Source organism: Candidatus Dactylopiibacterium carminicum (assembly GCF_014736495.1).
Classification (GTDB): domain Bacteria; phylum Pseudomonadota; class Gammaproteobacteria; order Burkholderiales; family Rhodocyclaceae; genus Uliginosibacterium; species Uliginosibacterium carminicum.
On the sequence record NZ_MDUX01000010.1, the window covers coordinates 54,989 to 79,391 of the forward strand.

A 24,403-nucleotide genomic window follows, 5' to 3' on the forward strand; every position below is an offset into this window, starting at 1 on the left:
GTGCCGCCCAGTTTTCTTCGCAACAAGGGATCACGATGAAGATCGTCAAAGGATGGACGCTGGGCGGGTTTGCGTTTGCAGGTTTCATGCTGGGCGCCTGCGCGATACAGCCGCAGGCAAGTGGTACTCAAACCGCCGATATGAGCAGCCAGGTGATCGTGGATGCTGCACATGCCGGCCCGGCAGGTGCCAATGTCGGTGGCATCAAAACCTACAAGACCATTCAGTCCGCGCTGGATGCCGCACCTGCCAGGAGCAAGCAGCCGTATGTCGTCAGGATCAAGGCTGGCCGCTACTACGAGAAGCTTGAAATCACCCGGCCGAACGTCACCTTCATCGGTGAAGGCCAGGACAAGACCGTGCTGACCTACGATGCCTTTTCCGGTCTGGACAGGCCGGGGGGCAAGGCTTGGGGAACCTGGGGGTGCGAGACGCTGATCGTGAAGGCACCGGACTTCCGCGCCGAAAGTCTGACGATCGAGAACGGCTATGACTATAACGCCAACGACGTGCTCGACAAGAGCGATCCCAAGTACACCAATGCACCGCAGGCCGTGGCGCTGATGACGGATACGGGGAGCGACCGTGCCGTCTTCTACAAGGTCAAGGTTACCGGCTTCCAGGACACGCTGTTCGTCAACGCCGGCCGCGCTTACTTCTATCAGAGCTATGTTTCCGGCCACGTCGATTTCATCTTTGGTGCTGGCCAGGCGGTGTTTGAGGACAGCGACATCATCACCCGCCCGCGCCTGCGTCCGGATCTGAAGACGATCGGCTATGTCACCGCACCGAGCACCAAGATCGCCGATCCGTATGGGCTGGTGTTCATCAACAGCCGTCTGAAGAAGGAAAACGACAAGGTTCCGGCCAATTCCAGTCCGCTGGGCCGCCCCTGGCACCCGACCGCCTCTCTGCCGGATGGCCGCTATGCTGATCCGGATGCGATCGGAGCCAGCACGTTCATCGATTGCTGGATGGATGACCACATCGCGATTGATGGCTGGGCTTCGATGACCGGCACCGGTCGTGCCGCCGGCACCAAGGACACGTTCCTGCCGGACAATCCCAAGCACGCCCGTTTTCTGGAGCATGGCAGCAAGGGCCCCGGCGCACCGCGCAAGGATGCCAGCAAGATGCGTGATCAGCTGACGGGTTCTGCCGAACAGGCCAAGGCCTTTACCGCAGCAAAGGTGTTTGGCGACTGGGCTCCGCAGATCTGAGCCCCGGTTTCCTGGTTGTGCATCGCAGGCCGCCGTTGGCGGCCTTTTTGTGGGCCGATATCGTATTGGGGGACATGCCTGACGGGTTGTTGGCGCCTATCGCCAATTTTTCTACAGGCGCCTATCTGCTGTAGGCAGTCTGCCTGCCGCCGGTGTTCTGTCGGCGGCGCAGGTCTCCCAAATCCCGTATCCTTGCGCCTCGCGCCGGCATCTGTCCGGCGTTCATTGCAAAGGACACAAGATGAAGAAATTCGCCCTCGTGGCCGCCCTGCTGGTGCTGTTGCCGGCAGCCCAGGCCAAGGAGATGACCGAAGACGAGAAGACCTTCTACGCGCTGGGGCTGGTGCTGGGCAAGCAGGTCGCTAGTTCGTTCAATGCCACACCGGCCGAACTGGAGATGATCACGCGCGCCATGAGTGACGTGGTGGCTGGCCGTAAGCCGGCCGTGGAGCTGGATGCCTACGGGCCGAAGATCCAGCCGCTGGCTGAGGCCCGTGGTGCCGTGTTGACCGAAAAGCGCCTGGCCGAAGGCAAGTCCTTCGCCGAGAAGGCCGCCAAGGAAAAGGGTGCCACAAAGACCGCTTCCGGCCTCGTCTACCGTTCGCTCAAGGAGGGCAAGGGCGCCAGCCCTGCTGCGACCGACATCGTCAAGGTGCATTACCGTGGCACGCTGACCGATGGCACCGAGTTCGACAGTTCCTACGCCCGTGGCGAACCGGCCGAATTCCCGCTCAATGGCGTGATTCCTTGCTGGACCGAGGGTGTGGCGAAGATGAAGCCAGGTGGCAAGGCCCAGCTGACCTGCCCGGCCGGCATCGCCTACGGTGAGCGTAGTACCGGCGCGATTCCGCCCCAGGCCACGCTGGTGTTCGAGGTCGAGCTGTTGGGCGTGACCAAGCCGGACGCGAAGAAGTAATCGCGGCGGACAGCTGTTCGTTAGGCCCCCGTCGGGTTCGTCCTGCGGGGGCTTTGTTTTGGGGATCGCACGCAGCATTTTCGCACCGGCAGCATGGTGGAGGGTTATGGGGCGTGAACGGGGGGCGGCCATCCGCGGTAAGCTATATGCCTGAATAGGCAGAATATTTTTGGGAGGATGCGTGACGGTTAAATGGCTGCTCGAAGGAGGTGCCCTGCTGCTCGGGCTGATGGCCGGAGTTGCCTGGTGGCGTGCCCGACGGGCGTTGTTGCAGGCGCGCGATGCCGTACTGGAGCAGGAAAAGGCAGTTTGCGCCTTTACCCAGGCGCTGATCGACGTGATGCCGCATCCGGTCTACGTGCGGGATGCCCAGGGGCATTTCGTGCTCATCAACACCGCCTACGCCGAGTCTCAGGATCTGCCTGCCGAGAAGATCGTCGGCCATACTTCCGCGCAGATCCTGCCTGATGCGGATCATGCGGCCGACATCGCGCGTGAGGATGCCGAAGTGCTGGCCGGCCGGCAGATCTACAAGGAGGTCGTCAGCCGATTCGGCTTCGCGGGTGTGCCGCGCAATCTGGTGGTTGCCAAGCGCGCCTGCCGGGGAACCCATGGCGAGCCGCTGATCGTCGGGACTTATGTCGATGTCACCCCCTGGCGCGAGGCCGAGCAGGCCTTGCAGGCTTCGCTGGCGCGCGAGGTGGCACGTCGCGAACGCACTCAGGCCTTCGTGCAGCGCATGATCGACCTGATTCCCCAGCCTTTCTATGTGAAGGATGCGCAAAGCCGCTTTCTGATGGTCAACGATGCCCAGATGCGCGAGATGGGGGTTTCGCGCGAGCAGATCATTGGCCTGCGTTCCTACGAGTGGATGCTTGGGCGTGAGCCCGAACTGGTACGCGTGGTGCAGGAGAAGACACCGAGGTGCTGGCGGGCCGCGTGATCCACAAGGAGGAGCATCAGCCCGGCCCCCTCAATGGCGAGGAACGGCACCGGCTGGTAACCAAGGCGTCCTGCCTGGATGCGGATGGCAATCCGGTGATCGTGGTGGCCAATTTCAATGTCACGCGATGGCACCAGGCCGAACGCGAGCTGACCGAGGCGCTGGCGCGCGAGCAGGCGAACCATGAGCGCACGCAGCAGTACATCCAGCGCCTGATCGACGTGATTCCCTACCCGGTATACGTGAAGAGCGCGGATAGTCGCTTCCTGCTCGCCAACGCGGCCTTCCTGGCCGACCGTGGGATGACGCGGGAGGTTTTGCTGGGCACGGATTCCGTGACGTTGCAGATCAGCAGCCCGGCACAGTGGGGCGAGACTCGCGCGGAAGATCTGAGCGTGCTCAATGGTGAAGCCATCCGCAAGGAAGAGTACAAGCCTCATCCATTGACCGGTGCCGAGCGTTACCGGGTGATCGCCAAGGCGCGTTGCGAGGATGCCGTGGGCAATGCCGTGATCGTCGTGGCGAGCTTCGATGTCACGCGCTGGCGGCTCGCGGAGCGCGAACTGGCCGCGGCGCTGGCCCGTGAGACGGGCCGCAGCGAACGCATCCAGCAGTATGTGCAACGGCTCATCGATGTGATCCCGCAACCGGTCTACGTGAAGGATGCCGCCAGCCGCTACGTGATGGTCAATGAGGCTTTCGAGCGCGAGCGCGGCCGTTCGCGTGCCGAGTTGATCGGCCGTGGACAGATGGAGACCACAGTCGGCCGAGCAGTGCTGGAGGAGGATGCACGGGTGCTGGCCGGCGAGCGGGTGCTCAAGGAGGAATGCAAACCGTCACCCAAAAGCGGTGAACCGCGCTATCGCGTGATTGCCAAGGGCTGTTGCCTGGACGACGAGGGACGGCCGGTGATCGTCGGTGCGAATTTCGACGTTACTTCCTGGCGGCTGGCCGAAACACGTCTGTTCCTCGCCAAAGAGGAGGCCGAGCGGGCGAACGCCGCCAAATCGATGTTCCTCACCAACATGTCGCACGAGCTGCGCACCCCCATGCACGGCATTCTCAGCTTTGCGCGTCTGGGGCTGGAGCGGGCGCCGGCCGTGCAGTCCGAGCGCCTGCAAGGCTATTTCGAGCGCATCCTGACCAGCGGTGAGCGCCTGATGGGCTTGCTGGACGATCTGCTGGACCTGGCCAAGCTGGAATCCGGGCGCATGGAGGTACATCTGCAGCCCAGTCTGCTGGGGCCGGTGGTGTATGAGGTGCTGGCCGAGTTCGAAGCGATGGCCTCGTCGCGGCGGTTGCGTCTGCTGGCCAGCCTGACGGATGTCGGACTGGCGATGGCGGATGCCAAGCTGTGCCGTCAGGTGCTGCGCAATCTGGTGTCGAACGCGATCAAGTTTTCCCCCGAAGGGGGCGAGGTCAGCATCAATCTGAGCGCCGGGCGTTTCGGGGGCGATATCGTGCACGCAGCGGTGGAGTTGCGGATTGCGGATCAGGGGCCGGGAATTCCCGAAGACGAACTCGAACGTGTTTTCGACAAATTCGTGCAGAGCACCAAGACGCACAGTGGCGCGGGAGGGACCGGGCTGGGGCTGGCGATTTGCCGCGAGATCGTCGGCCTGCATCAGGGCGAAGTCTTCGCGCGCAACCGCGCGGGAGGGGGCGCGGAATTCGTGCTGCGCCTGCCCTTGGCTGCCGAGTCCTGAGACTCACCTCTTGCCCTTTCCTTACGGCGCAATTCGCGTTGCTCATTGACTCCCTACGAGGATTGATCAGGAGCCTTCCGACGAGACGGCGATGTCCTCGCGCGTGAAGCTCATGGTGCGCGTGATCACCAGCACGTCGTAATCGCGCCGGATATCCGGTGGGAAGGGCGCATAGGGCGAGGCTAGCTTGATGATGCGCAGCGCGGCTTCGTTGATGCGGGGGTCCTTGTCGGCGCGCACGACCTCGGCCGACAGGATGCGGCCATCGGGCAGGATCTCCACGGCCACCAGCACGCTGCCGTACAGCGAGCCACGTGCGCCGCGCGGAAAGTTCAGCTCGCCCACACGCTGTACCTTGATGCGCCAGTCTTCCCCGTATTGCGCCAGCCGGTATTCGCGCGTGCGCGGTGAAACGAAACCCTTCTTCGGCCGTGCGGCGTAGTCGTTCAAGGCCCTGTCCACGACTGCTGCCTGGCGCGCGATGGCAGCCGCATTCTGCAAGTCCAGTCCGCTGCGTTCGAGGGGCGTCTGCGGCGCTTCCTCGCCGTCCCGCGTCTTCTGTTCGGTATCGATCCGGGCCTTTGCAGCACCTGCGCGGGTCAGCAGCTCGCGCTGCATGGTCTCCAGCTGGCGCACCTTCTGCCGGGCATCGACCAGCGCGTCGCCGTCGCGGTGGGTGTTCTGCGCAGGCAGCGGCGAGCTGGGCATCTGCTTGGCGTCGCGGGCATCGCCACCACCATCGAGATTCGCCTGGGCAAGCGCCTGGGCATCCTGTGGTGCGCGATTATGGCGGGCATTCACCAGTACCACGCGCAGGCCATCGTCCCGTTCGATGCGAGGATTGGTACTGGGAGCAACGAAGCCGAGAAAGGGAATCAGGCTGTGTGCCCAGACGGAAACGCCTACGCCCAGCGCCAGCGCATGCGCGGAGATCCAGCGGCGGATTCTGAGGGCCTTCTTTTTGTCTTCCGCCTGGATTTCCAGCAAGACTTCGGGCAACAGAAAGCGCGGCTTCTCGGGTGCGAGCGCCTTGGTGTTTTTCAGAGGTGGTCGCTTTTCTGTGGCCATCGGTTGGCAATTCTAAGTGAGCGGTCCCGTCTCTTCCTCGCCGTCCGTCCCGTCGGTCGGCGTCGCCAGCGGAGGCAGGCTGGCAAGGTACTTGCCGCGCAGTTCGAGATCGATCAGGTCGATTCGTTCAATGGCCAGCTGCACGCGCTCCCCCGAGGCCACGCTGGCAGGCAATGAGTGCAACTTGAACACCAGGGGCACGGCTTCGCAGCGCAGGATGTTCTCGCGCAGTACGCGTGCCGAGGTTTCGTGCAGCCCGTCCTGACGCAGCCAGCGCAGGCACCAGTAGCGCTCCATGTGGCGCTGGAACTCGTTGTAGGCGTTGTAGGTGACGTCGAAATCGTTCATTGCCGCCCCCAGCTCTGCACCACCTGCAGGGAAGATGGCTTCCTCGCCCCGCAGCAGCGAGATGAGCTGCCACTGGTTGCACAGGTCGACGTAGCGACGCAACGGGCTGGAGCTCCAGGCGTAGTTGTCCACGCCGAGCCCTTCGTGGGGGCCGGCGGCGGTGCTCATGCGTACGCGGCCACCGGCCTGGATGCGATAGATGGCGGGCAGCCCGGCGTCCAGCAGCAGGCGCCCCCAGGTGGAATTCACCAGGATCATCAGTTCGGCCACCAGCTTGTCCAGCGGCGAGCCGCGCCGGCGCTGCTCGATGCAGACCACGCCAGGACCGTCCGGGCTTTGCAGCGTCCAGTCCACACTGAAGTTGAAATCGAGCTGGTTCTGGTTGGCCGACGGTTTCCCACGCCCGGCTTCGAGCACGGTGGCGAATTCCCATAGCGTCTGCAGCTCGCGCATCCAGGGCGCATCGGGCAGGCCGGTTTCCAGGCTGGCTTCGTTGAACAGCGGTTCGATGTCGTGGTGGCGCAGGTTGGCCGCCACGGGCACGCGTTCGATGCGGCTGTAGTGCCCGGCGATGCTGTAATCGGCGTTCACTTCGACGTACAGCGACAGCGCCGGCCGCGCCTGGCCTTCGCCCAGCGTATACGCGGCCACCACGGCATCGGGCAGCATGGTGATCTTGTTGCCCGGCATATACACCGTCGACAGCCGGCGGCGCGCCACTGCGTCGATCGGACAGCCTGGGCGGATACCCAGTCCGGGAGCCGCGATGTGGATGCCGATGGTCCAGCCGCCTGCCGCGCGCGGTGCCAGCGAGAAGGCGTCGTCGATCTCGGTAGTACTGGCGTCGTCGATGGAGAAGGCCCGGACGTTGGCTGTCGGCAGATTTTCGGATAGGGCCGGGATCGGCAACGCCGGGAATTCCGTGCCGTCCGGGAAGTATTCGAACAGGAAGCGGCCCAGATGCAGTTCGTGGCTGGAGCCCAGCGCGCCAGCCTTGAGCAGCAGACGGGCGGCGGAAAGCCCGCTCTCGGCTTCGGCGGCTTCCAGCGCCTTGGCCTCCAGGCGGTTGCGGTCCGGTTTGTAGAGTAGCTGTTGCAGCATTGGCGCAAATTCGGCGGGCAGGGTGCCGGAGACCAGCTCGGTCTTCATGCGCTCCACCTGTTCCTGTTGCAGACGTTTTTTCTCTGCACCGGCCAGGGCTGCGGCGAGGATCTCGGGCGGTGCCTTGCGGAAACGGCCGCGACCCTTGCGATGGAAATGGATGGGCGAGGCGAAGAGCTTGAGCAGCACCGCCGTGGCTTCCATGGCAGAAGGTGCATGGCCGAAATATTCGCTGGCGAAGTCGGTGAAGGCGAATTCGTCCTCGCCGCACATCTCCCACAGGAAGTCGGTTTCCATGCCCTCGGCTTCCGCTTCGGCGCGGGGAATCAGCTCGCCGGCGGCGAGGGCGTTGAAACGCAGCAGTACGTTGGCTGCCTTGAGCTTGACGCGCTTGCCGGTGGAGGTTTCCACCTGCAGGCTGCTGTCGTTGTCGGCGAGGATGCTGCCGGTCTTGAAAGCACCATCCTCTTCAAACAGAACATTCATGGGGGCGCTTTTATCTTGGTTGGCGGGCAGCGGCGAGACTCAGCCGGCGCGGTGGGCGGGGCTGCGCAGATGCCAGTCGGTGGCCTGCTGGAACTGATGGGCGACGTTCAACAGGCGGGCCTCGGCGAAATAGTTGCCGATCAGCTGTAGGCCGACGGGCAGGCCGTTGGCGCCGAAGCCGCAGGGGGCCGACAGGCCGGGCAGACCGGCAAGGTTCACGCCCAGGGTGTAGATGTCGGAGAGGTACATCTGCACAGGATCGTCCGCCATCTGGCCGAGCACGGGCGCGGTGGTTGGGGCGACCGGGCCGGCGATCACGTCGCATTGGGCAAGCGCCTGTTTGAAGTCTTCGGCGATCAGGCGACGCAGCTGCTGGGCCTTGATGTAGTAGGCGTCGTAATAACCGTGCGAGAGCACATAGGTGCCCACCAGGATGCGGCGCTTCACCTCGGCGCCAAACCCTTCCGCGCGGCTGCGGCTGTACATCTCGGCGAGATCCTTGTATTCGCTGGCGCGGTGGCCGTAGCGCACGCCGTCGAAGCGCGAGAGGTTGCTCGAGGCTTCGGCCGGGGCGATCACGTAATAGGCCGGGATCGCCAGATGGGTGTTGGGCAGGCTCACTTCGACGGTGGTGGCACCCAGTTTGCGCAGCTCTGCGAGTGCGGCTTCGATGGCCGTACGCACATCGCCCGCCAGCCCCTCGCCGAAGTATTCCCTGGGCAGACCGATCTTCAGGCCGGCCAGCGGGCGATCAAGTTCGGCAGTCGTTTGCGTGGCAGCGCGTTGCAGGCTGGTGGAGTCACGTTCGTCGAAGCCGCTGATGGCGTCGAGCAGCAGGGCGCAATCTTCGGCGGTATGGGCCAGCGGGCCGCCCTGGTCGAGCGAACTGGCGTAGGCGATCATGCCGTAGCGCGACACCGTGCCGTAGGTGGGTTTGATGCCGGTGATGCCGCAGAAGCTGGCGGGTTGGCGGATCGAGCCGCCGGTGTCGGTACCGGTGGCGGCAGGCACCAGGCCAGCAGCCACGGCTGCGGCCGAGCCACCCGAGGAGCCGCCCGGGACGTGGGCGAGATTCCAGGGGTTCTTCGCGGCGCCGAAGAAGGAACTCTCGTTGGTCGAGCCCATGGCGAACTCGTCGAGGTTGGTCTTGCCCAGGCTTACCGTGCCGGCAGCCTTGAGGCGGGCGACCACGGTAGCGTCGTAGGGGCTGACGAAATTCGACAGGATCTTCGAGCCGCAGGTGGTGAGCACGCCTTCGGTACAGAAGATGTCCTTGTGCGCGATCGGCAGGCCGGCAAGCGGGCCTGCGGTGCCTGCAGCGATGGCCTTGTCGGCAGCTTCGGCGGCGGCCAGGGCGCCATCCCGGTCGAGGGTGATGAAGGCATTCAGCGCGGTGTTGTGTGCTTCCACGCGGGCGAGGTGGTCGGTCACCAGCTCGCGGCTGGAGATCTGCTTGCTGGCGAGCTGCTTTTGCAGCGATTTGAGGGTCTGGAGGCTCATTTTGCTTGCACGTAGCCCAGCCCGATCTCGACGTGGTCGATCAGGGCGTGGATGAACTTGATGTGGATTTCCTGGATTCGGTCGGCGTAGCCGAAGTGCGGCACGATGATCTCTGCATCGGCGAGGCCACGCATCTTGCCGCCGTCCTTGCCCATCAGCAGGATCACCTTCATGCCGCGTGCCTTTGCTGCCTTGGCCGCCGCGAGGATGTTGGCGGAGTTGCCACTGGTGGAGATGCCGAGGAAGACGTCACCGGCACGGCCCAGCGCTTCGACCTGGCGCGAGAAGATGAATTCGAAGCCGTAGTCGTTGCCCACGCAGGTGATGTGCGAAGGGTCCGAGATTGCTACGGCACCCAGCGCCGGGCGGTTGTCGCGGTAGCGGCCGGAGAGTTCCTCGGCGAAGTGCATGGCGTCGCAATGCGAGCCGCCATTGCCGGCAGAGAGGATCTTGCCGTCTGCCTTGACGCAGTCGACGAGAATGTCGCCGGCTTTTTCCACTTCGGCGAGCAGGGCCTGGTCGGCCAGTACTTTGGTCAGCAGTGCGTTGGCTTCTTGAAGGTGATTCAGGAGTCGGCTCATTTGCGTTCCTTGCACAGGATCGGTGCGGGGGATCGATTGCGTGTCTTTGCTCCGCCGAGGCGCGTGCGGAGGCGCTGTCGCGGGCTTATTCGATGACCTTGGGCACGAGGTACAGCCCCGCCTCGGCTTCGGGCGCGATGGCCTGGAAAGCCGCGCGGCGGTCGACCTCGGTGACTTCATCGGCGCGCAGACGCTGCACCACGTCCTGCGGATGCGACATCGGAGCGATACCGGTGGTATCGACGGCCTGCATCTGTTCGATCAGGCCGAAAATCCCGTTGAGTTTGGCCTGGGTGGCCTCGGCTTCGGCGAGTGTGAGTTCGATGCGGGCCAGGCTGGCGATACGGCCCACGGCTTCGAGGGAAAGCGACATGGAAATGGCGTCCTGAAAGGCTGCCCCTTTATCGGGCAGAGATTCGTTGCGAACAAGGGGATAGGGTAACATACGCCGTTTTCCCTTTCCCGGTTTGCTCGGGTCGGCGTCTGAGGCGCGCGGCCTGTCACAGAGAGGTGGCTCCTTCCATGTTCGGACTCCTGCGTTCCTATTTTTCCAACGACCTGGCCATCGACCTCGGCACGGCCAATACCCTGATCTACGTGCGCGGCAAGGGCATCGTGCTCGACGAGCCCTCAGTGGTATCGATCCGTACCGAAGGCGGCCCCAATGCCAAGAAAACCATTCAGGCGGTCGGCCATGCGGCCAAGCAGATGCTCGGCAAGACGCCCGGCAACATCACTGCGATCCGCCCGATGAAGGATGGCGTGATTGCCGACTTCACCGTCACCGAGCAGATGCTCAAGCAATTCATCAAGAAGGTGCATGACTCGCGGATGTTCTCGCCGAGCCCGCGCATCATCATCTGTGTGCCCTGCGGCTCCACCCAGGTCGAGCGCCGCGCGATCCGCGAATCCGCGCTGGGCGCCGGTGCGTCCCAGGTCTATCTGATCGAGGAACCGATGGCGGCCGCGATCGGTGCTGAGTTGCCGGTGGCCGATGCCACAGGCTCGATGGTGGTCGATATCGGCGGCGGTACCACCGAGGTGGGCGTGATCTCGCTGGGCGGCATGGTGTATGCCGGCTCGGTGCGCGTGGGTGGCGACAAGTTCGACGAATCCATCGTCAATTACATCCGCCGCAACTACGGCATGCTGATCGGCGAAACCACCGCCGAGGCGATCAAGAAGGAAATCGGTTCGGCCTTCCCGGGTTCCGAGGTCAAGGAAATGGAAGTCAAGGGCCGCAACCTGGCCGAAGGCATCCCGTGCAGCTTCACGATCTCGTCCAACGAGATCCTGGAGGCGCTGACCGATCCGCTGAATTCCATCGTCTCCGCCGTGAAGATCGCGCTGGAGCAGACACCGCCGGAGCTGGGCGCGGATATCGCCGATCGTGGCATGATGCTCACTGGTGGTGGGGCGTTGCTGCGCGATCTGGACCGCCTGCTGATGGAGGAAACCGGTCTGCCCGTGATCGTCGCCGAAGACCCGCTGACCTGCGTGGTGCGTGGCTCGGGGCTGGCACTGGAAAAGATGGACAAGCTGGGCTCGATCTTCGCGTCCGAATGATGATGAACGGCGCGGATCTCCTTTCCGATCCGCGCCTGGCTGACCGCGCGTTGAGCGCTTATTGATCACCTGGCATGGCCGTCCGCGACCCCGTTCCCCCGATCTTCCGGCGCGGCCTGCCGCGCTCGGCACGGCTCACGATCTTTCTGCTGCTGACCCTGGCCCTGATGGTGTCAGACCTGCAGCTGCGTTATCTCGACGCACTGCGTCAGACCCTGACCGTCATTTCCTATCCGTTGCAGATCGCTGCGGCCTCGCCGGCCGAGTTCTTCCGCAACGCGCGGGCGTATTTCACCAATCTCGCCACGCTCAACCAGGAAAACGCCCGACTGCGGGCCCAGCAACTGGTGACGGCTCGGCAACTGATGGATGTGGGCCAGCTGCGCGAGGAGAACGCCAATATGCGGCGTCTGCTCGAATTGCGCGGTGCATTGCGCGAACGGGTCATCCCGGCCGAGATCATCTTTCCGGCCCGTGATCCCTTCTCGCGCAAGGTCATTCTCGACAAGGGCAGCCTGAACGATATCGAACCTGGCTCGCCGGTGGTCGATGGCGAAGGTGTGATCGGGCAGATCACGCGAGTTTTCCCGTTGCATGCCGAGGTCACCCTGCTGTCCGACAAGAACCAGGCCATCCCGGTCACGGTACAGCCCAGCGGCCTGCGTGCCGTGATGTTCGGCGCTGGCAACGGGCTGATGGAATTGAAGTTCCTGGCGGCCAACGCCGAGGTCAAGCCCGGTGACCGCATCCTCACCTCCGGTCTGGACGGCATTTTCGTGCCTGGCCTGCCTGTGGCGGAAGTGATCAACGTGACGCGCGACAGTGCGGAATCATTTGCGCGCATCCTGTGTCGACCGCTGGGCAAAGTGGAACGCAGCGGTGCCGTGCTGGTGCTGATGCGTACCGAGCCTGCGCAGCAGAGGCCTGCCGACGAGCAGGCACTGGATCCGCGGCGCAGCACCGCCGGGCGCATCCGCAACAAGGCGGCCGCCGAAGCCAGTGAAGCCGCAGAAGAAGGAACGCCCTGAATGCAACCGACCCATCGATCATCGCGTCTGCTGCAGCCCGTACGCATGGGGTTCGTGGTGTTCTCGTTGCTCCTGGCGCTCACCTTGTCCCTGATTCCGGCCGGCCACTTCCTGGCAATGCCCGATTTCGTCGCGCTGGTGCTGGCGTTCTGGTGCGTGCGCGAGCCCTTGCGCGTGGGCATGGCCACGGGCTTTGTGCTCGGACTGGTGGTGGACGTGGCGCATGGTGCGGTGATGGGGCAGCATGCGGCGGCCTACGTGCTGCTGGCCTGGGCATCGCTGCAGAATTCACGCCGCCTGCTGTGGTTCTCGCCGGGCGCACAGGCGCTGCATATGCTGCCGCTGTTCCTCATGGTGCAGGTGGTGATGCTGTTGTTGCGCCTGCTGGCTGGTGACCGCTTCCCCGGCTGGGAATATTTCTTCACCTGCTTCACCACCGCGATCCTGTGGCTGCCCGCACATTACTTGCTGCTGCTGCCTCAGTTGCGTCCGGAGGAGAGGGATGAGAACAGGCCTTTGTAGGGAGTCGGGAGTAATCCCCGTCTGTATCACCCGACTCTCGATTCTCGACTCCCGACACAATGGAACTCAAAGCCCCTGAACAGGAACTCTCGCGATTCCGCACACGCGTGCTGGCGGCGGCGGGCTTCGTGCTGTTCGGCTTCTGCCTGATCCTGGCGCGTTACTTCTACCTGCAGGTGATGCAGCACGAGTATTACGCCACGCGTGCCGAGAACAACCGCATCTCGCTGCTGCCGATTGCGCCCAACCGTGGCCTGATCGTGGATTGCAACGGTGTGGTGCTGGCGCGCAATTATTCGGCCTACACGCTGGAAATCACGCCTTCCAAGGTCATCAATCTCGAGGACACCATCGATGAGCTGGCCGAGATCATCGACATCCAGGTCAAGGACCGGCGGCGTTTCCGCAAGCTGCTCGAAGAGAGCAAGAACTTCGAATCCCTGCCGATCCGCACGCGCCTTTCCGACGAGGAGGTCGCGCGCTTCATCGCCCGCCGCTACCGTTTCCCGGGCGTGGACATCAAGGCGCGGTTGTTCCGCCAGTATCCGCAGGGGGAACTGGCGGCGCATTCTGTGGGCTACATCGGCCGCATCAACCAGCGCGAACTGGCGATGCTGGAAGAGGACCCGCAGGTGCGCGACAACTATCGCGGCACCGAATACATCGGCAAGACCGGGCTGGAGCAGAGCTACGAGAACTGGTTGCACGGGGTCGCAGGCTATGAGCAGCTGGAGGTGGATGCCTCCGGGCGCGCGGTGCGTTCGCTGTCGCGTGTGCCGCCCACGCCAGGTCAGAACCTGCAACTGACGCTGGACGTCGGCCTGCAGCGTGTGGCCGAGGAGGCTTTTGGCGGGCGGCGTGGTGCGCTGGTGGCGATCGAGCCGGGCACGGGGGGCGTGCTGGCGCTGGTGTCCACGCCAAAGTTCGACCCCAATCTGTTCGTCGACGGCATCACGGTGGAAAACTGGGATGCGCTGAACACCTCGCCGAACCGGCCGATGATCAATCGCGCGCTCAATGGCGTCTATCCGCCGGGCTCCACGTTCAAGCCCTTCATGGCGCTGGCCGCGCTGGAGACCGGCAAGCGCACGGCGCAGCAGACCATCTTCGACCCCGGCTACTTCGAGTTCGGCAACAACATCTTCCGCGACTCCCATGCCGGCGGGCGCGGGGCGGTGGACATGGTGCGTTCCCTCGAGATCAGCAGCGATACCTACTACTACATGCTCGCCAACGACATGGGCATCGACATGATCGCGGGCTTCATGAGCAAGTTCGGCTTCGGGGCGGCGACAGGCATCGATGTGAAAGGTGAATCCATCGGTGTGCTGCCTTCGCCGGAGTGGAAGCGCAAACGCTTCCGCAAACCCGAGCAGCAGCGCTGGTATGCCGGCGAGACGATTTCCATCGGCATCGGCCAGGGCTACAACGCCTACACGCCGCTGCAACTGGCGCATGCAACCGCGACGCTGGCGGCCGATGGCGTGATGTACCGGCCCCACCTCGTCAAATACGTGACCGATCCGCAGACGGGTACGCAGCGCAAGATCGAGCCCGAGCCCGTCGCCACGCTGGGGCTCAAGCCGGAAAATCTGGCCGTGGTGCGCAAGGGCATGCAGGCGGTAAACATCAGCGGCACCGGTGCCAATGCCTTCCGCGGTGCGCCATACGCGGTGGCCGGCAAGACCGGCACGGCGCAGGTGTTCTCTCTGCGCGGCGCGGCCTACAAGGATCTCAGCGTGGGCGAGCATCTGCGCGACCATGCGCTCTACATCGCCTACGCGCCGGTGGAGAAACCGGTCATCGCGCTCGCCATCCTGGTCGAGAACGGTGGTTGGGGCGCATCGATCGCGGCACCGCTGGCGCGTCAGGTGCTGGACTATTACCTGCTGGGCATCAAGCCGAAGAGCGCGGCCCAGGTGGATACGGAGGCCGGCGATTGATTGATCCACGCCCCTACCTGAAGCGGCTGGTGCTGCCGCTGGACCCTTTCCTGTTCGGGGTGCTGATGGGCATTCTGGGCCTGGCTGCGCTGATGATGCTGTCCGCTTCGCCTGAGCGCATGGAAGCACAGGCAATCAATACCGGTGTGGCGTTGAGCGCGATGTGGCTGGTGGCCAGCCAGCCACCGCAGCGCCTGCACTCCTTCGCGTTGCCTCTGTATCTACTGGGCGTGGTGCTGCTGATCGCCGTGAAGCTGTTCGGTGAGGTTTCCAAGGGCGCGCAGCGCTGGCTGGATATCGGCATCACACGCATCCAGCCTTCCGAGTTGATGAAGATTGCCATGCCGCTGATGCTGGCCTGGTATTTCCAGAAGCGTGAGGGCAGTCTGCAGGTGCGCGATTTTCTGGTCGCGGCCCTGTTGCTGGCGATGCCCGTGGCCCTGATCCTCAAGCAGCCGGATCTTGGCACCGCGCTGCTGGTGCTCAGCTCTGGCCTTTTCGTGATCTATTTTGCGGGGCTCTCCTGGAAACTGATCGTGCCGGTCGTGATGCTGGCGCTGATCGGAGTCAGTGCGATCCTCGTCTATCAGCAGGATATCTGTGTGCCCGATCTGAAATGGCCCGGGCTGCACGACTATCAGAAGCACCGTGTATGCACGCTGCTGGATCCGAGCAGTGACCCGCGCGGCAAGGGCTTTCACACCATCCAGTCGACCATCGCCATCGGCTCCGGCGGGGTGCTTGGCAAGGGCTGGCGCGATGGCACCCAGACACACCTCGACTTCCTGCCCGAACGCCATACCGACTTCATCCTCGCGGTGATCTCCGAAGAACTCGGTCTGATCGGCGTGATCGGCATCCTGCTGCTCTACTGCCTGCTCATTGCGCGCGGCCTGATGATCGCCGCCAACGCCCCCAATCTCTTCTCGCGCCTGCTTGCAGGCGCGATCACGATGATCTTTTTCACCTATGCCTTCGTGAACATGGGCATGGTCGCGGGCATTCTGCCCATCGTGGGGGTGCCCCTGCCGATGATCAGTTACGGTGGCACCGCCCTGGTGACCTTGTGCCTGGGATGCGGCATCCTCATGAGCATCCAGGGCCAGAGGAGGCGCGCATGAGGCGGGAAATGTGGGGATGGGTATTGCTGACGCTGTTTCTGGCGGCCTGTAGCAGCACGCCGCGTCAGCCTTCGCCGGGCTCGTCGGCGTCCGTGCCGGCGCCGGCCCAGGGGCCGCGCACCGGTGGCGGGTATTACCAGAACGATGGCCCGGCCACGCCACCTGTCGACCTCGCCAGCATTCCTGACGCACAGCCACGTGCGGAGCCCCTGCGCCCGGCCAATGCCAGGCCCTACGTGGTGGCCGGCCGCCGTTACGAGCCTATGCAGCGTCTGCAGCCGTTCAGTCAGGAGGGCGTGGGCAGCTGGTACGGCCGTCAGTTTCACGGCCAACCCACGGCCACCGGCGAGTCCTACGACATGTTCGCCATGAGCGCGGCGCATCCCACTCTGCCGCTGCCCAGCTATGCGCGGGTCACCAACCTCACCAATGGCCGCTCGGTGGTGGTGCGCGTGAATGACCGCGGCCCCTTCCTGCATGGCCGCATCATCGATCTTTCCTATGCCGCGGCCTGGAAGCTGGGTTACGTGGACCAGGGCAGTACCCGGCTGCGCGTGGAACTGGTCGTGCCCGGCCAGGATCTGCCGGCGCAACCAGTGCTTGCCCGCCCCGCCCCGGCGCCCGTGCCAGTGCCCGTCGCATCGCCGGCCTCGGGCGGCGGCCCCTACTATCTGCAACTGGGGGCCTTCGCCTCGCGCGTCAATGCCGACGCCTATCGTGCGGAACTGCTCGCGCGGCTGGACTGGCTGAGTCACGAGATCAGCAGCCAGCAGATCGGTGACATGTACCGCCTGCGTATCGGTCCGTTCGCGGTTGAAGCCGAAGCGCGCAGCATCGGCAGCCGGATCGGCGAGACGCTGGGCACCCAGCCCTTCCTCGTGCAATAGTCCGGCCTGTCGTCTGCATTCCCCGCCGAAAGGTTTCCGCATGCCTCCGGGTCCGTTTTTGCTGCGTCGCCTCCTGTTCCCGATGCTAGCCTGTCTGGTCACCGGGAGTGCCGTGGCGCAGTCCTCCCAGCCTTATTTCCCGCCCTCTCCGATGCTGGAGGCCCGTGCCTGGGTGCTGCTCGATGCCGGCAGCGGTCAGGTTCTGGCGCAGCAGCAGGCGGATTCGCAGCAGGAGCCCGGCGCGCTGGTGCGCCTGATGCAGGCCTGGGTGATCCTCAATGCCCTGCGTGATGGACGTCTGCAGCCTGAGCAGCGGGTTCGTGTCTCGGCTCTGGCGGCGCAGGCCGCATGGGACTGGAGGAAGGAACGGATGCCACGGTGGCGCAGCTGCTCGACGGTCTGCTGACCGTGTCGGCAAACGATGCGGCGGTGGCGCTGGGCGAAACCTTGTCCGGCTCGCGTGAAACCTTCGTCGAGCAGATGAATGCCGAAGCCCGGCGTCTGGGGCTGGAGGCCACCAGCCTGCGCAATCTCACGGGCGAAAGCGCGCTGGGGCAGCGCAGTAGCGCGGCGGACCTCGCACGCCTCACGGCGCGACTGCAGCAGGCATTCCCGGAAGAGAGCCTCCGTTTCCGTCAGCGGGAACTGAACTGGCGCGGCACACGTCAGGAGAATCCCAACCGCCTGTTGTGGCTGGATCCCAGCATCGAGGGGTTGTTCCTCTCCGGGGCCGAATTGCGCGGCGCGGGCTTCATCGGTAGCGCGCAACGCGGTACGCGACGCATGGTGGCCGTGGTGCTGGGGGCACCGAATGCCGTGGCAGCCATGCGCGAGGCGCTGAAACTTCTCAACCATGGATTCCAGGCCTTCGATGGCGTGCGGCTCTATGCGCCCGGCGAATCCGTGGCGCAGGTGCCAGTCACGCGTGGCAACCGGGCACAGGCGCGGCTGGGGTTCAGTCAAGGGCTGCTGCTGTCCCTGCCCGTGGATTTTCAGGGTCGTCTGCAGCCTCGCCTGCATACCCGCCAGCCGCTGCGCGCACCCTTGAGCGCAGGAGACCCGGCCGGCAGCCTGAGTCTGACGCTGGATGACCAGCTGCTGGGCGAGTTCCCGGTGCAGGTGCTGGAAGACGTGCCGGAAGCCGCCCTGCCTGGCCGTGTGTGGGACGATGTGACGGACTGGTTGAAATCCGGCAATCGCCCCCCAGCTAGGGAAGACGCCCGCTGAGAGACACCATGACCGAACCTCGCCAGAGCCTGCTCGAATTCCCCTGCGATTTCCCGCTCAAGATCATGGGCGCGCGTGCCGACGATTTCGCCCAGACCGTCGTCGCCGTGGTGATCAGCCATGCGCCGGACTTCGATCCGGCGACCCTGGAAATGCGTCCCAGCAAGGCCGGCAATTACCTGGCGCTGACCTGCACGATACGCGCCGTCAGCCAGTCGCAGCTGGACGATCTCTATCGCGAACTCTCATCCCACCCGATGGTGAAGGTGGTGTTGTGATGTCGGGAGTCGAGAGTCGGGAGTCGGGGGTGGAAGATATTTCCACACAGCAAGGCTGCGTACCTGATTCTGCCGACGCCCCACTCCGCACTCCCCGCACCCCGATCCAGCGCATGCTCGGTCTCGTCGACTACGCCGAAACCTTCGAGGCGCAGAAACGATTCACCGCTCACCGTACCGCCGACACGCCCGACGAGTTGTGGCTGCTGCAGCATCCTCCCGTCTATACCCTGGGGCTGGCAGGCAAGCCCGAGCATCTGCTGATTCCCAGCGAGGTACCGCTGGTGAAGATCGATCGCGGCGGCCAGATCACTTACCACGGCCCCGGGCAGGCCGTGATCTACCTCCTGGTGGACCTGCACCGGCGCAACCTCAAGGTGCGCGAAATGGTCACGCTGATGGAGCAGGCCATGCTCGACGTACTGGCGAGCCATGGCGTGCAGGCCGAACGGCATGACGGTGCGCCCGGCGTCTACGTGCAGGATGCCAAGATCGGCGCGCTGGGGCTGAAGATCTCGCGCGGCTGCAGTTATCACGGGCTATCGCTGAACGTGGATCTGGATCTCTCGCCCTTCACGCGCATCAACCCCTGTGGCTACGAAGGGCTGCGCAGTACCAGCCTGAAGGAACAAGGGGTTCCTGTCGGGACCGACGCGGTGCTGGCACAATTGGCCTTCCGTCTGAGCGAGCTGCTGGAAAGCAGTCCTCCCGGCGCGAGTGGATAGCCCTGGCCCATCGTTCCCATGTGCCCGGGCCATCCGTTTTTGCGCTAGGCTCGGCGATCACTCACCCGGCGGTCCCACCGACCGGCGTGCAGCCCCCGAAAGAGAAAACCATGAACAACGAGAACCCGAAGAAACTGCGCGGCGCCGACAAGACCGCGCGCATTCCCATCAAGATCGTGCCGGCCGAGAAGCTGAAGAAGCCGGACTGGATCCGCATCAAGATCGGCAATGCGCAGGAAACCGCGCGCTTCAACGAGATCAAGGAAACCCTGCGTGGCCACAAGCTGCACACGGTCTGCGAAGAGGCCTCCTGTCCGAACATTCATGAATGTTTCGGCAAGGGCACGGCCACCTTCATGATCATGGGCGACATCTGCACGCGGCGCTGCCCGTTCTGCGACGTCGGCCACGGCCGTCCGGAGCCGCTCAACCCCGAGGAACCGTCGGAGCTGGCACGCACCATCGCCGCCATGCGCCTGAAGTATGTGGTGATCACCTCGGTCGACCGCGACGATCTGCGTGATGGTGGCGCCAGGCACTTCGTGGAATGCATCCAGGCTACGCGCGAATCCAGCCCGCTCACCCGCATCGAGGTGCTGGTACCGGATTTCCGCGGCCGCATGGATGTGGCGCTGGAGATCTTCGACCAAGGCCCGCCCAATGTGATGAACCACAATCTGGAAACCGTGCCGCGCCTCTACAAGGCGGCTCGCCCCGGTGCCGACTATGCCTGGTCGCTCAAGCTGCTACAGGAATTCAAGAAGCGCCATCCGGAGGTGCCGACCAAGAGCGGCTTGATGGTGGGGTTGGGCGAGACCGACGAAGAGATCCTCGAAGTGATGCGCGATCTGCGCGCGCACGATGTGGAGATGCTGACCATCGGCCAGTATCTGCAACCTTCCGGCGGTCACTTGCCAGTGCTGCGCTACGTGACACCGGAAACCTTCAAGATGTTCGAGACCGAGGCACACAAGATGGGCTTCAAGAACGCAGCCTGCGGCCCGATGGTGCGTAGTTCGTACTGGGCCGACATGCAGGCCCATGGCGCTGGCGTGGTCTGAGCGAGACTGATCCCGTGAAAAGGCCAGCCCTGAAGAGGGCTGGCCTTTTTTGCATCGAATCAGCGCGACTCCTTGATGACCCGGCTGTTGATCGGCTGCGCCGGGCGGGCGTTGTTGTTGTAGAAGCGGCTGAATACTCCGAGCTGCTCGGCCGAGATGCCCACCGGCTGCTTCATTACCAGCCACAGCACGTCTTCGGTGCAGGGCGGCGTGGTGAGCGAGCCCATGTAGGCGTAGTAGCCGGGGCTGGTGGGCAGCAGATCGGCGATCTGGATGGCGGTGGTGGCCGCGTAGTCGTCCTGCTTTTCCAGCGGCAGGTTGTTCCACAACGTCTGGATCAGCGCATTGGGTTCGCCACGTTCGAGCAACACGGCCACCACGGCGAGCCGGCCTTGCAGGTCGCGGTGTATCAACTGGGCGCTCATGTCGAAGCGGCGGCCATCCACCAGCTCTTCGGACGGCATGTGGAACTGGATCTGGTCCAGTTCGTATTCGCGGCCCATGACGGTGATGCGCGAGCCCGCACCATAGCTCACACGGATGGTGTAGCCGTTGTCCATGATGCGGAAGTGCGAAGACTTGTAGTCGAACTGGATCGGGTCCTGATCAACCTTGATACCGTTGCGGATGTCGATAGGCGATTGGCGCTGTCCGGCGGCACAGGCCTGATTTTCCGGCGACAGCCGGGCCCAGTTGTCCGGCCCGCCAGGTCCTTGATAGCCCCACTGAGCGGGCGGTGGCAGAGGCGGGAGCTGCACGGCTGCACTGCTTGCGCTGCTGGCGGCGCGAGGGCGTGCTGGCGTCGGCGGCCGTGGCAGATAGACGGGGGGCGGCAGCGCCTGGAGATTGCGGGTTCCGTTGGCCGGAGGCACCTCGTCGGCCACGGGCTGCACCGGCGCAGCACTGCTGGTGGCCGCGGCACGGCGCCCTGCCTCGAGCGCCAGCGCACGCAGGTTGCGGACCGGCGTCGCTGCGGATGAAGAGGCTTGCGCCTTCTGCTCCTGCGGACAGACATGCATGAAGAAGCGTTCGTCGGCAGTGCCTGGGCGAACCGGCGTGGCGGGCTGGGCGCTGAGATCCTCCTCGCGCAGCACCTGATCCTCCGGGGAGTAGTAAACCCGTTTGACCAGCGTGAAGGCACGATTGGCACAGTCGTAACGGTTGAGCACGCGCACGCTTTTGTAGCCGGCGCGCTCGGCCTGGCTGTCGGACAGCAGAATGCGGCCCCAGGCCACACGGCTGCCGCCGTCCGCGGTGATCACGCTGGCACGGTCCAGCTCCACCGTGCGCAGACGGTCATGCGCCACGCTCACCCAGTCCGGTGAGGCGGCGTACGCGATGCTGCAACCCAGCCCTCCCAGCAGCAAGGCCGTGGCCCCGATCTTGCCCATATGCTGCTCCTGAATTTCCCTGTTACCTGTTCCTTAGCGGCAGCCGGAGCCGGCTTCTTGAGCCGGCATCCGCCGTATGGTTGCCAGCCCCCGGGGTTTTCAGTAAGGTGCTGGACATCGCCGGGGGTCCGCGCAAGCGGTGAGAAATACCCTTGGAACCTGATCTGGATCATGCCGGCGGAGGGAAAGCGACAGGGTGGCCCTCCGTCTGCCCTGCCGGCTTTCTCTCGGCCCCACACAGAGGAAGTCTCATGAACGCCAAGGACCCCAAAGCCTCATTCGCCGCTTCGACCGCGCAGGTCGATCAGGCCGCCATCCAGCCGCTGCCCAACTCCCGCAAGGTCTACCTGCAAGGCTGGCGTGCGGACATCCGCGTGCCGATGCGCGAGATCACGCAGGCCGACACGCCCACCGCCTTTGGTGGCGAGCAGAATCCGCCGATCTTCGTGTATGACTGTTCCGGCCCCTATACCGATCCGGCGGTAAAGATCGACGTGCGTGACGGCCTGGCCGCGCTGCGTGCGCAGTGGATCGAAGCGCGTGGAGATACCGAGCAGCTCGACGGCATGAGTTCCGAATACGGGCGAGCCCGCGAAGCGGACAGAAAGCTCGACGAACTGCGCTTCAATCTGCAGCGCAAGCCGCGCCGCGCCAAGGCTGGCGCGAACGTCACCCAGATGCACTATGCGCGCCGCGGCATCATCACGCCCGAGATGGAATACATCGCCATCCGCGAGAACCTCAACCGCGCCGCCTATCTCGAGTCGCTGAAGGCCACCGGCCCCAATGGCGAGAAGATGGCCGCCTTCATGGGCCGCATCCATAAAGGCCAGAGCTTCGGGGCCCGCATCCCGGACGTGATCACGCCCGAATTCGTGCGCGACGAGGTGGCTGCCGGCCGCGCCATCATCCCCGCCAACATCAATCACCCGGAGAGCGAGCCGATGATCATCGGCCGCAACTTCCTCACCAAGATCAACGCCAACATCGGTAATAGCGCCGTCACCTCCAGCATCCAGGAAGAGGTCGACAAGCTCACCTGGAGCATCCGCTGGGGCGGCGACACGGTGATGGATCTTTCCACCGGCAAGAACATCCACGAGACGCGTGAGTGGATCCTGCGCAACTCGCCCGTGCCCATCGGCACCGTGCCTATCTATCAGGCACTGGAAAAGGTGAACGGAAAAGCTGAAGACCTCACCTGGGAAATCTTCCGTGACACGCTGATCGAACAGGCCGAGCAAGGCGTCGACTACTTCACCATCCACGCTGGCGTGCTGCTGCGCTACGTGCCGATGACCGCCAACCGCATGACCGGCATCGTCTCGCGTGGCGGCTCCATCCTTGCCAAGTGGTGCCTGGCACATCACAGGGAGAATTTCCTCTACACCCACTTCGAGGAAATCTGCGAAATCATGAAGGCCTACGACGTGGCCTTCTCGCTCGGCGACGGCCTGCGCCCTGGCTCCATCTGGGATGCCAACGACGAAGCACAGCTCGGCGAACTGAAGACGCTCGGCGAACTGACCGAGATTGCCTGGCGGCACGATGTGCAGGTCATGATCGAAGGCCCGGGCCACGTGCCGCAGCAGCTGATCAAGGAGAACATGGAGCTCGAGCTCGAATGGTGCAAGGAAGCGCCGTTCTACACACTGGGCCCGCTCACCACCGACATCGCGCCCGGCTACGACCACATCACGTCAGCGATCGGCGCCGCCCAGATCGGCTGGTACGGCTGCGCCATGCTCTGCTACGTGACGCCCAAGGAACACCTTGGCCTGCCGAACAAGGACGACGTCAAGGCCGGCATCATCGCCTACAAGATCGCCGCCCACGCTGCCGACCTCGCCAAGGGCCACCCGGCCAGCCAGATCCGCGACAACGCCATGAGCAAGGCGCGATTCGAATTTCGCTGGGAAGATCAGTTCAACATCGGCCTCGACCCGGATACCGCCCGTTCGTACCACGATGAAACCCTGCCTGCCGAAGGCGCCAAGGTCGCCCACTTCTGCTCCATGTGCGGCCCGCACTTTTGCTCGATGAAGATCACGCAAGACGTACGCGATTTCGCTGCGGCCCAAGGTATTGCCGAGGAAGAAGCCTTGAAGAAAGGTATGGAGACGAAATCGGTGGAATTCGTGAAGACTGGAGCGAAGGTCTATCACAAGGTTTGATCCCGCTTTATCTTCAAGAAGAAAGGCCGCCTTGTGCGGCTTTTCTTCTTTGTCAGGACCGAGGCATAACTTAGGATTGCGTCAAATACCGCTGGAGTGAGACGTGGCTACTGGAGAAGACTGGACGTTATTTGAAGTCGAGTCGACTGTCGCTGACTACATGCACATGCTGACGCTTGAGCTATCAGGCCAGAAATACAATAAAACCGAACATCGGCGAGCCTTGCTGCGACAACTCGATGGTCGTAGTGAGGCCGCTGTCGAGTTGAAGCATCAAAACATCAGCGCAGTGCTTTGTGATCTGGACTGTCACTGGATTTCCGGTTACAAGCCGCGCGGGAACTATCAACGGATGCTTGCCGAGAGCGTCGAGCACTGGATATCCAGCAATCCGCATTTCGATGTTGTTTCACGAGCCGCGGCTGAGCAGCCTGCGGTTATTCCTAGTTCGGTGAATTTTCAGCGCTTGGTCGTTGATCCACCTCGCATGGGAATCAAAATCGCAGAACCTGGCGCGACTTATCGCATTGGGACACGCTCAGCCGTAAAGCGCGATTGAATCGCCCCGGGTTTCCTAGACAGCCCCGAGCTTCATGAAATACTGTTTTTCA

General features: G+C 63.9%; 22 protein-coding genes, 1 pseudogene and 1 riboswitch. Of the genes and pseudogenes, 17 read left to right on the forward strand and 6 right to left on the reverse strand.

Annotated features, from left to right (window positions below; genetic code table 11):
* Positions 1–35: 35 nt before the first annotated feature.
* From BGI27_RS04815 to BGI27_RS04830, 4 genes are all read left to right on the forward strand, one after another.
* Positions 36–1,220 (forward strand): pectinesterase family protein, encoded by a 1,185-nt coding sequence (locus tag BGI27_RS04815; RefSeq protein ID WP_095523765.1) that lies wholly within the window; start codon positions 36–38, stop codon positions 1,218–1,220.
* Positions 1,221–1,461: 241 nt separating this feature from the next.
* The gene (locus BGI27_RS04820; RefSeq protein WP_095523766.1) at positions 1,462–2,136 is read left to right on the forward strand and encodes an FKBP-type peptidyl-prolyl cis-trans isomerase; all 675 of its coding nucleotides are present in this window, start codon (positions 1,462–1,464) and stop codon (positions 2,134–2,136) included.
* Between the two features lie 181 nt (positions 2,137–2,317).
* Positions 2,318–3,079: a PAS domain-containing protein gene (locus BGI27_RS04825; protein WP_095523767.1), complete on the forward strand. Its 762-nt coding sequence runs from the start codon at positions 2,318–2,320 to the stop codon at positions 3,077–3,079.
* Positions 3,061–4,785, forward strand: a complete 1,725-nt coding sequence (locus BGI27_RS04830; protein ID WP_095523768.1) for a sensor histidine kinase — start codon at positions 3,061–3,063, stop codon at positions 4,783–4,785. Before BGI27_RS04825 ends, BGI27_RS04830 begins: the two co-directional genes overlap by 19 nt.
* Before the next feature lie 66 nt (positions 4,786–4,851).
* On the opposite strand, the gene BGI27_RS04835 is transcribed toward BGI27_RS04830, so the two are convergent.
* From BGI27_RS04835 to gatC, 5 genes are all read right to left on the reverse strand, one after another.
* A complete protein-coding gene (locus tag BGI27_RS04835) occupies positions 4,852–5,853 on the reverse strand; it encodes an energy transducer TonB family protein (RefSeq protein WP_095523769.1) in 1,002 nt (333 codons plus the stop codon).
* Positions 5,854–5,865: 12 nt separating this feature from the next.
* Complete coding sequence (locus tag BGI27_RS04840; RefSeq protein ID WP_095523770.1) at positions 5,866–7,788, reverse strand: ribonuclease catalytic domain-containing protein; 1,923 nt, start codon at positions 7,786–7,788, stop codon at positions 5,866–5,868.
* Between the two features lie 39 nt (positions 7,789–7,827).
* The gene (gene gatA / locus BGI27_RS04845; RefSeq protein ID WP_095523771.1) at positions 7,828–9,288 is read right to left on the reverse strand and encodes an Asp-tRNA(Asn)/Glu-tRNA(Gln) amidotransferase subunit GatA; all 1,461 of its coding nucleotides are present in this window, start codon (positions 9,286–9,288) and stop codon (positions 7,828–7,830) included.
* Entirely contained in the window at positions 9,285–9,869 is a 585-nt protein-coding gene (lpcA, locus tag BGI27_RS04850) for a D-sedoheptulose 7-phosphate isomerase (RefSeq protein ID WP_095523772.1), read from the reverse strand. Before lpcA ends, gatA begins: the two co-directional genes overlap by 4 nt.
* A gap of 85 nt (positions 9,870–9,954) precedes the next feature.
* Positions 9,955–10,242, reverse strand: coding sequence for an Asp-tRNA(Asn)/Glu-tRNA(Gln) amidotransferase subunit GatC (gene gatC, locus BGI27_RS04855; protein WP_095523789.1), 288 nt, complete (start codon positions 10,240–10,242; stop codon positions 9,955–9,957).
* A gap of 149 nt (positions 10,243–10,391) precedes the next feature.
* Here gatC and BGI27_RS04860 point away from each other — a divergent pair, with 149 nt between their 5' ends.
* The 11 genes and pseudogenes from BGI27_RS04860 (at position 10,392) to lipA (ending at position 20,227) form a co-directional block, all read left to right on the forward strand.
* Positions 10,392–11,435 (forward strand): rod shape-determining protein, encoded by a 1,044-nt coding sequence (locus BGI27_RS04860; RefSeq protein ID WP_095523773.1) that lies wholly within the window; start codon positions 10,392–10,394, stop codon positions 11,433–11,435.
* Positions 11,436–11,509: 74 nt separating this feature from the next.
* Positions 11,510–12,463, forward strand: a complete 954-nt coding sequence (gene mreC / locus BGI27_RS04865; protein WP_095523774.1) for a rod shape-determining protein MreC — start codon at positions 11,510–11,512, stop codon at positions 12,461–12,463.
* Entirely contained in the window at positions 12,464–12,985 is a 522-nt protein-coding gene (gene mreD / locus BGI27_RS04870; protein WP_095523775.1) for a rod shape-determining protein MreD, read from the forward strand.
* Positions 12,986–13,044: 59 nt separating this feature from the next.
* Positions 13,045–14,928, forward strand: coding sequence for a penicillin-binding protein 2 (gene mrdA, locus BGI27_RS04875; RefSeq protein WP_095523776.1), 1,884 nt, complete (start codon positions 13,045–13,047; stop codon positions 14,926–14,928).
* Positions 14,925–16,049, forward strand: a complete 1,125-nt coding sequence (gene rodA, locus BGI27_RS04880; protein WP_223871606.1) for a rod shape-determining protein RodA — start codon at positions 14,925–14,927, stop codon at positions 16,047–16,049. Before mrdA ends, rodA begins: the two co-directional genes overlap by 4 nt.
* On the forward strand, positions 16,046–16,936 hold the full coding sequence (locus BGI27_RS04885) for a septal ring lytic transglycosylase RlpA family protein (protein ID WP_095523777.1): 891 nt from the start codon (positions 16,046–16,048) through the stop codon (positions 16,934–16,936). The genes rodA and BGI27_RS04885 overlap by 4 nt, the downstream gene beginning before the upstream one ends.
* A gap of 151 nt (positions 16,937–17,087) precedes the next feature.
* Positions 17,088–17,686: pseudogene (locus tag BGI27_RS17910) on the forward strand (D-alanyl-D-alanine carboxypeptidase family protein); the annotation flags it as partial.
* Positions 17,687–17,761: 75 nt separating this feature from the next.
* Positions 17,762–18,163 (forward strand): hypothetical protein, encoded by a 402-nt coding sequence (locus BGI27_RS17915; RefSeq protein ID WP_223871607.1) that lies wholly within the window; start codon positions 17,762–17,764, stop codon positions 18,161–18,163.
* Positions 18,164–18,171: 8 nt separating this feature from the next.
* A complete protein-coding gene (locus tag BGI27_RS04900) occupies positions 18,172–18,441 on the forward strand; it encodes a YbeD family protein (RefSeq protein WP_095523780.1) in 270 nt (89 codons plus the stop codon).
* Positions 18,442–18,554: 113 nt separating this feature from the next.
* Complete coding sequence (lipB, locus tag BGI27_RS04905) at positions 18,555–19,166, forward strand: lipoyl(octanoyl) transferase LipB (protein WP_170942921.1); 612 nt, start codon at positions 18,555–18,557, stop codon at positions 19,164–19,166.
* Positions 19,167–19,276: 110 nt separating this feature from the next.
* Complete coding sequence (gene lipA, locus BGI27_RS04910) at positions 19,277–20,227, forward strand: lipoyl synthase (protein ID WP_095523782.1); 951 nt, start codon at positions 19,277–19,279, stop codon at positions 20,225–20,227.
* A gap of 59 nt (positions 20,228–20,286) precedes the next feature.
* Here the strand turns inward: lipA and BGI27_RS04915 are convergent, their stop codons facing one another.
* Complete coding sequence (locus tag BGI27_RS04915; protein ID WP_095523783.1) at positions 20,287–21,618, reverse strand: carbonic anhydrase; 1,332 nt, start codon at positions 21,616–21,618, stop codon at positions 20,287–20,289.
* 112 nt (positions 21,619–21,730) lie between these two features.
* Positions 21,731–21,822: riboswitch (TPP riboswitch) on the forward strand.
* 47 nt (positions 21,823–21,869) lie between these two features.
* Between BGI27_RS04915 and thiC the strand changes: the two genes are divergently transcribed.
* Positions 21,870–23,792, forward strand: a complete 1,923-nt coding sequence (thiC, locus tag BGI27_RS04920) for a phosphomethylpyrimidine synthase ThiC (protein WP_095523784.1) — start codon at positions 21,870–21,872, stop codon at positions 23,790–23,792.
* Between the two features lie 103 nt (positions 23,793–23,895).
* Positions 23,896–24,351 (forward strand): hypothetical protein, encoded by a 456-nt coding sequence (locus BGI27_RS04925; protein ID WP_141239702.1) that lies wholly within the window; start codon positions 23,896–23,898, stop codon positions 24,349–24,351.
* Positions 24,352–24,403 lie beyond the last annotated feature (52 nt).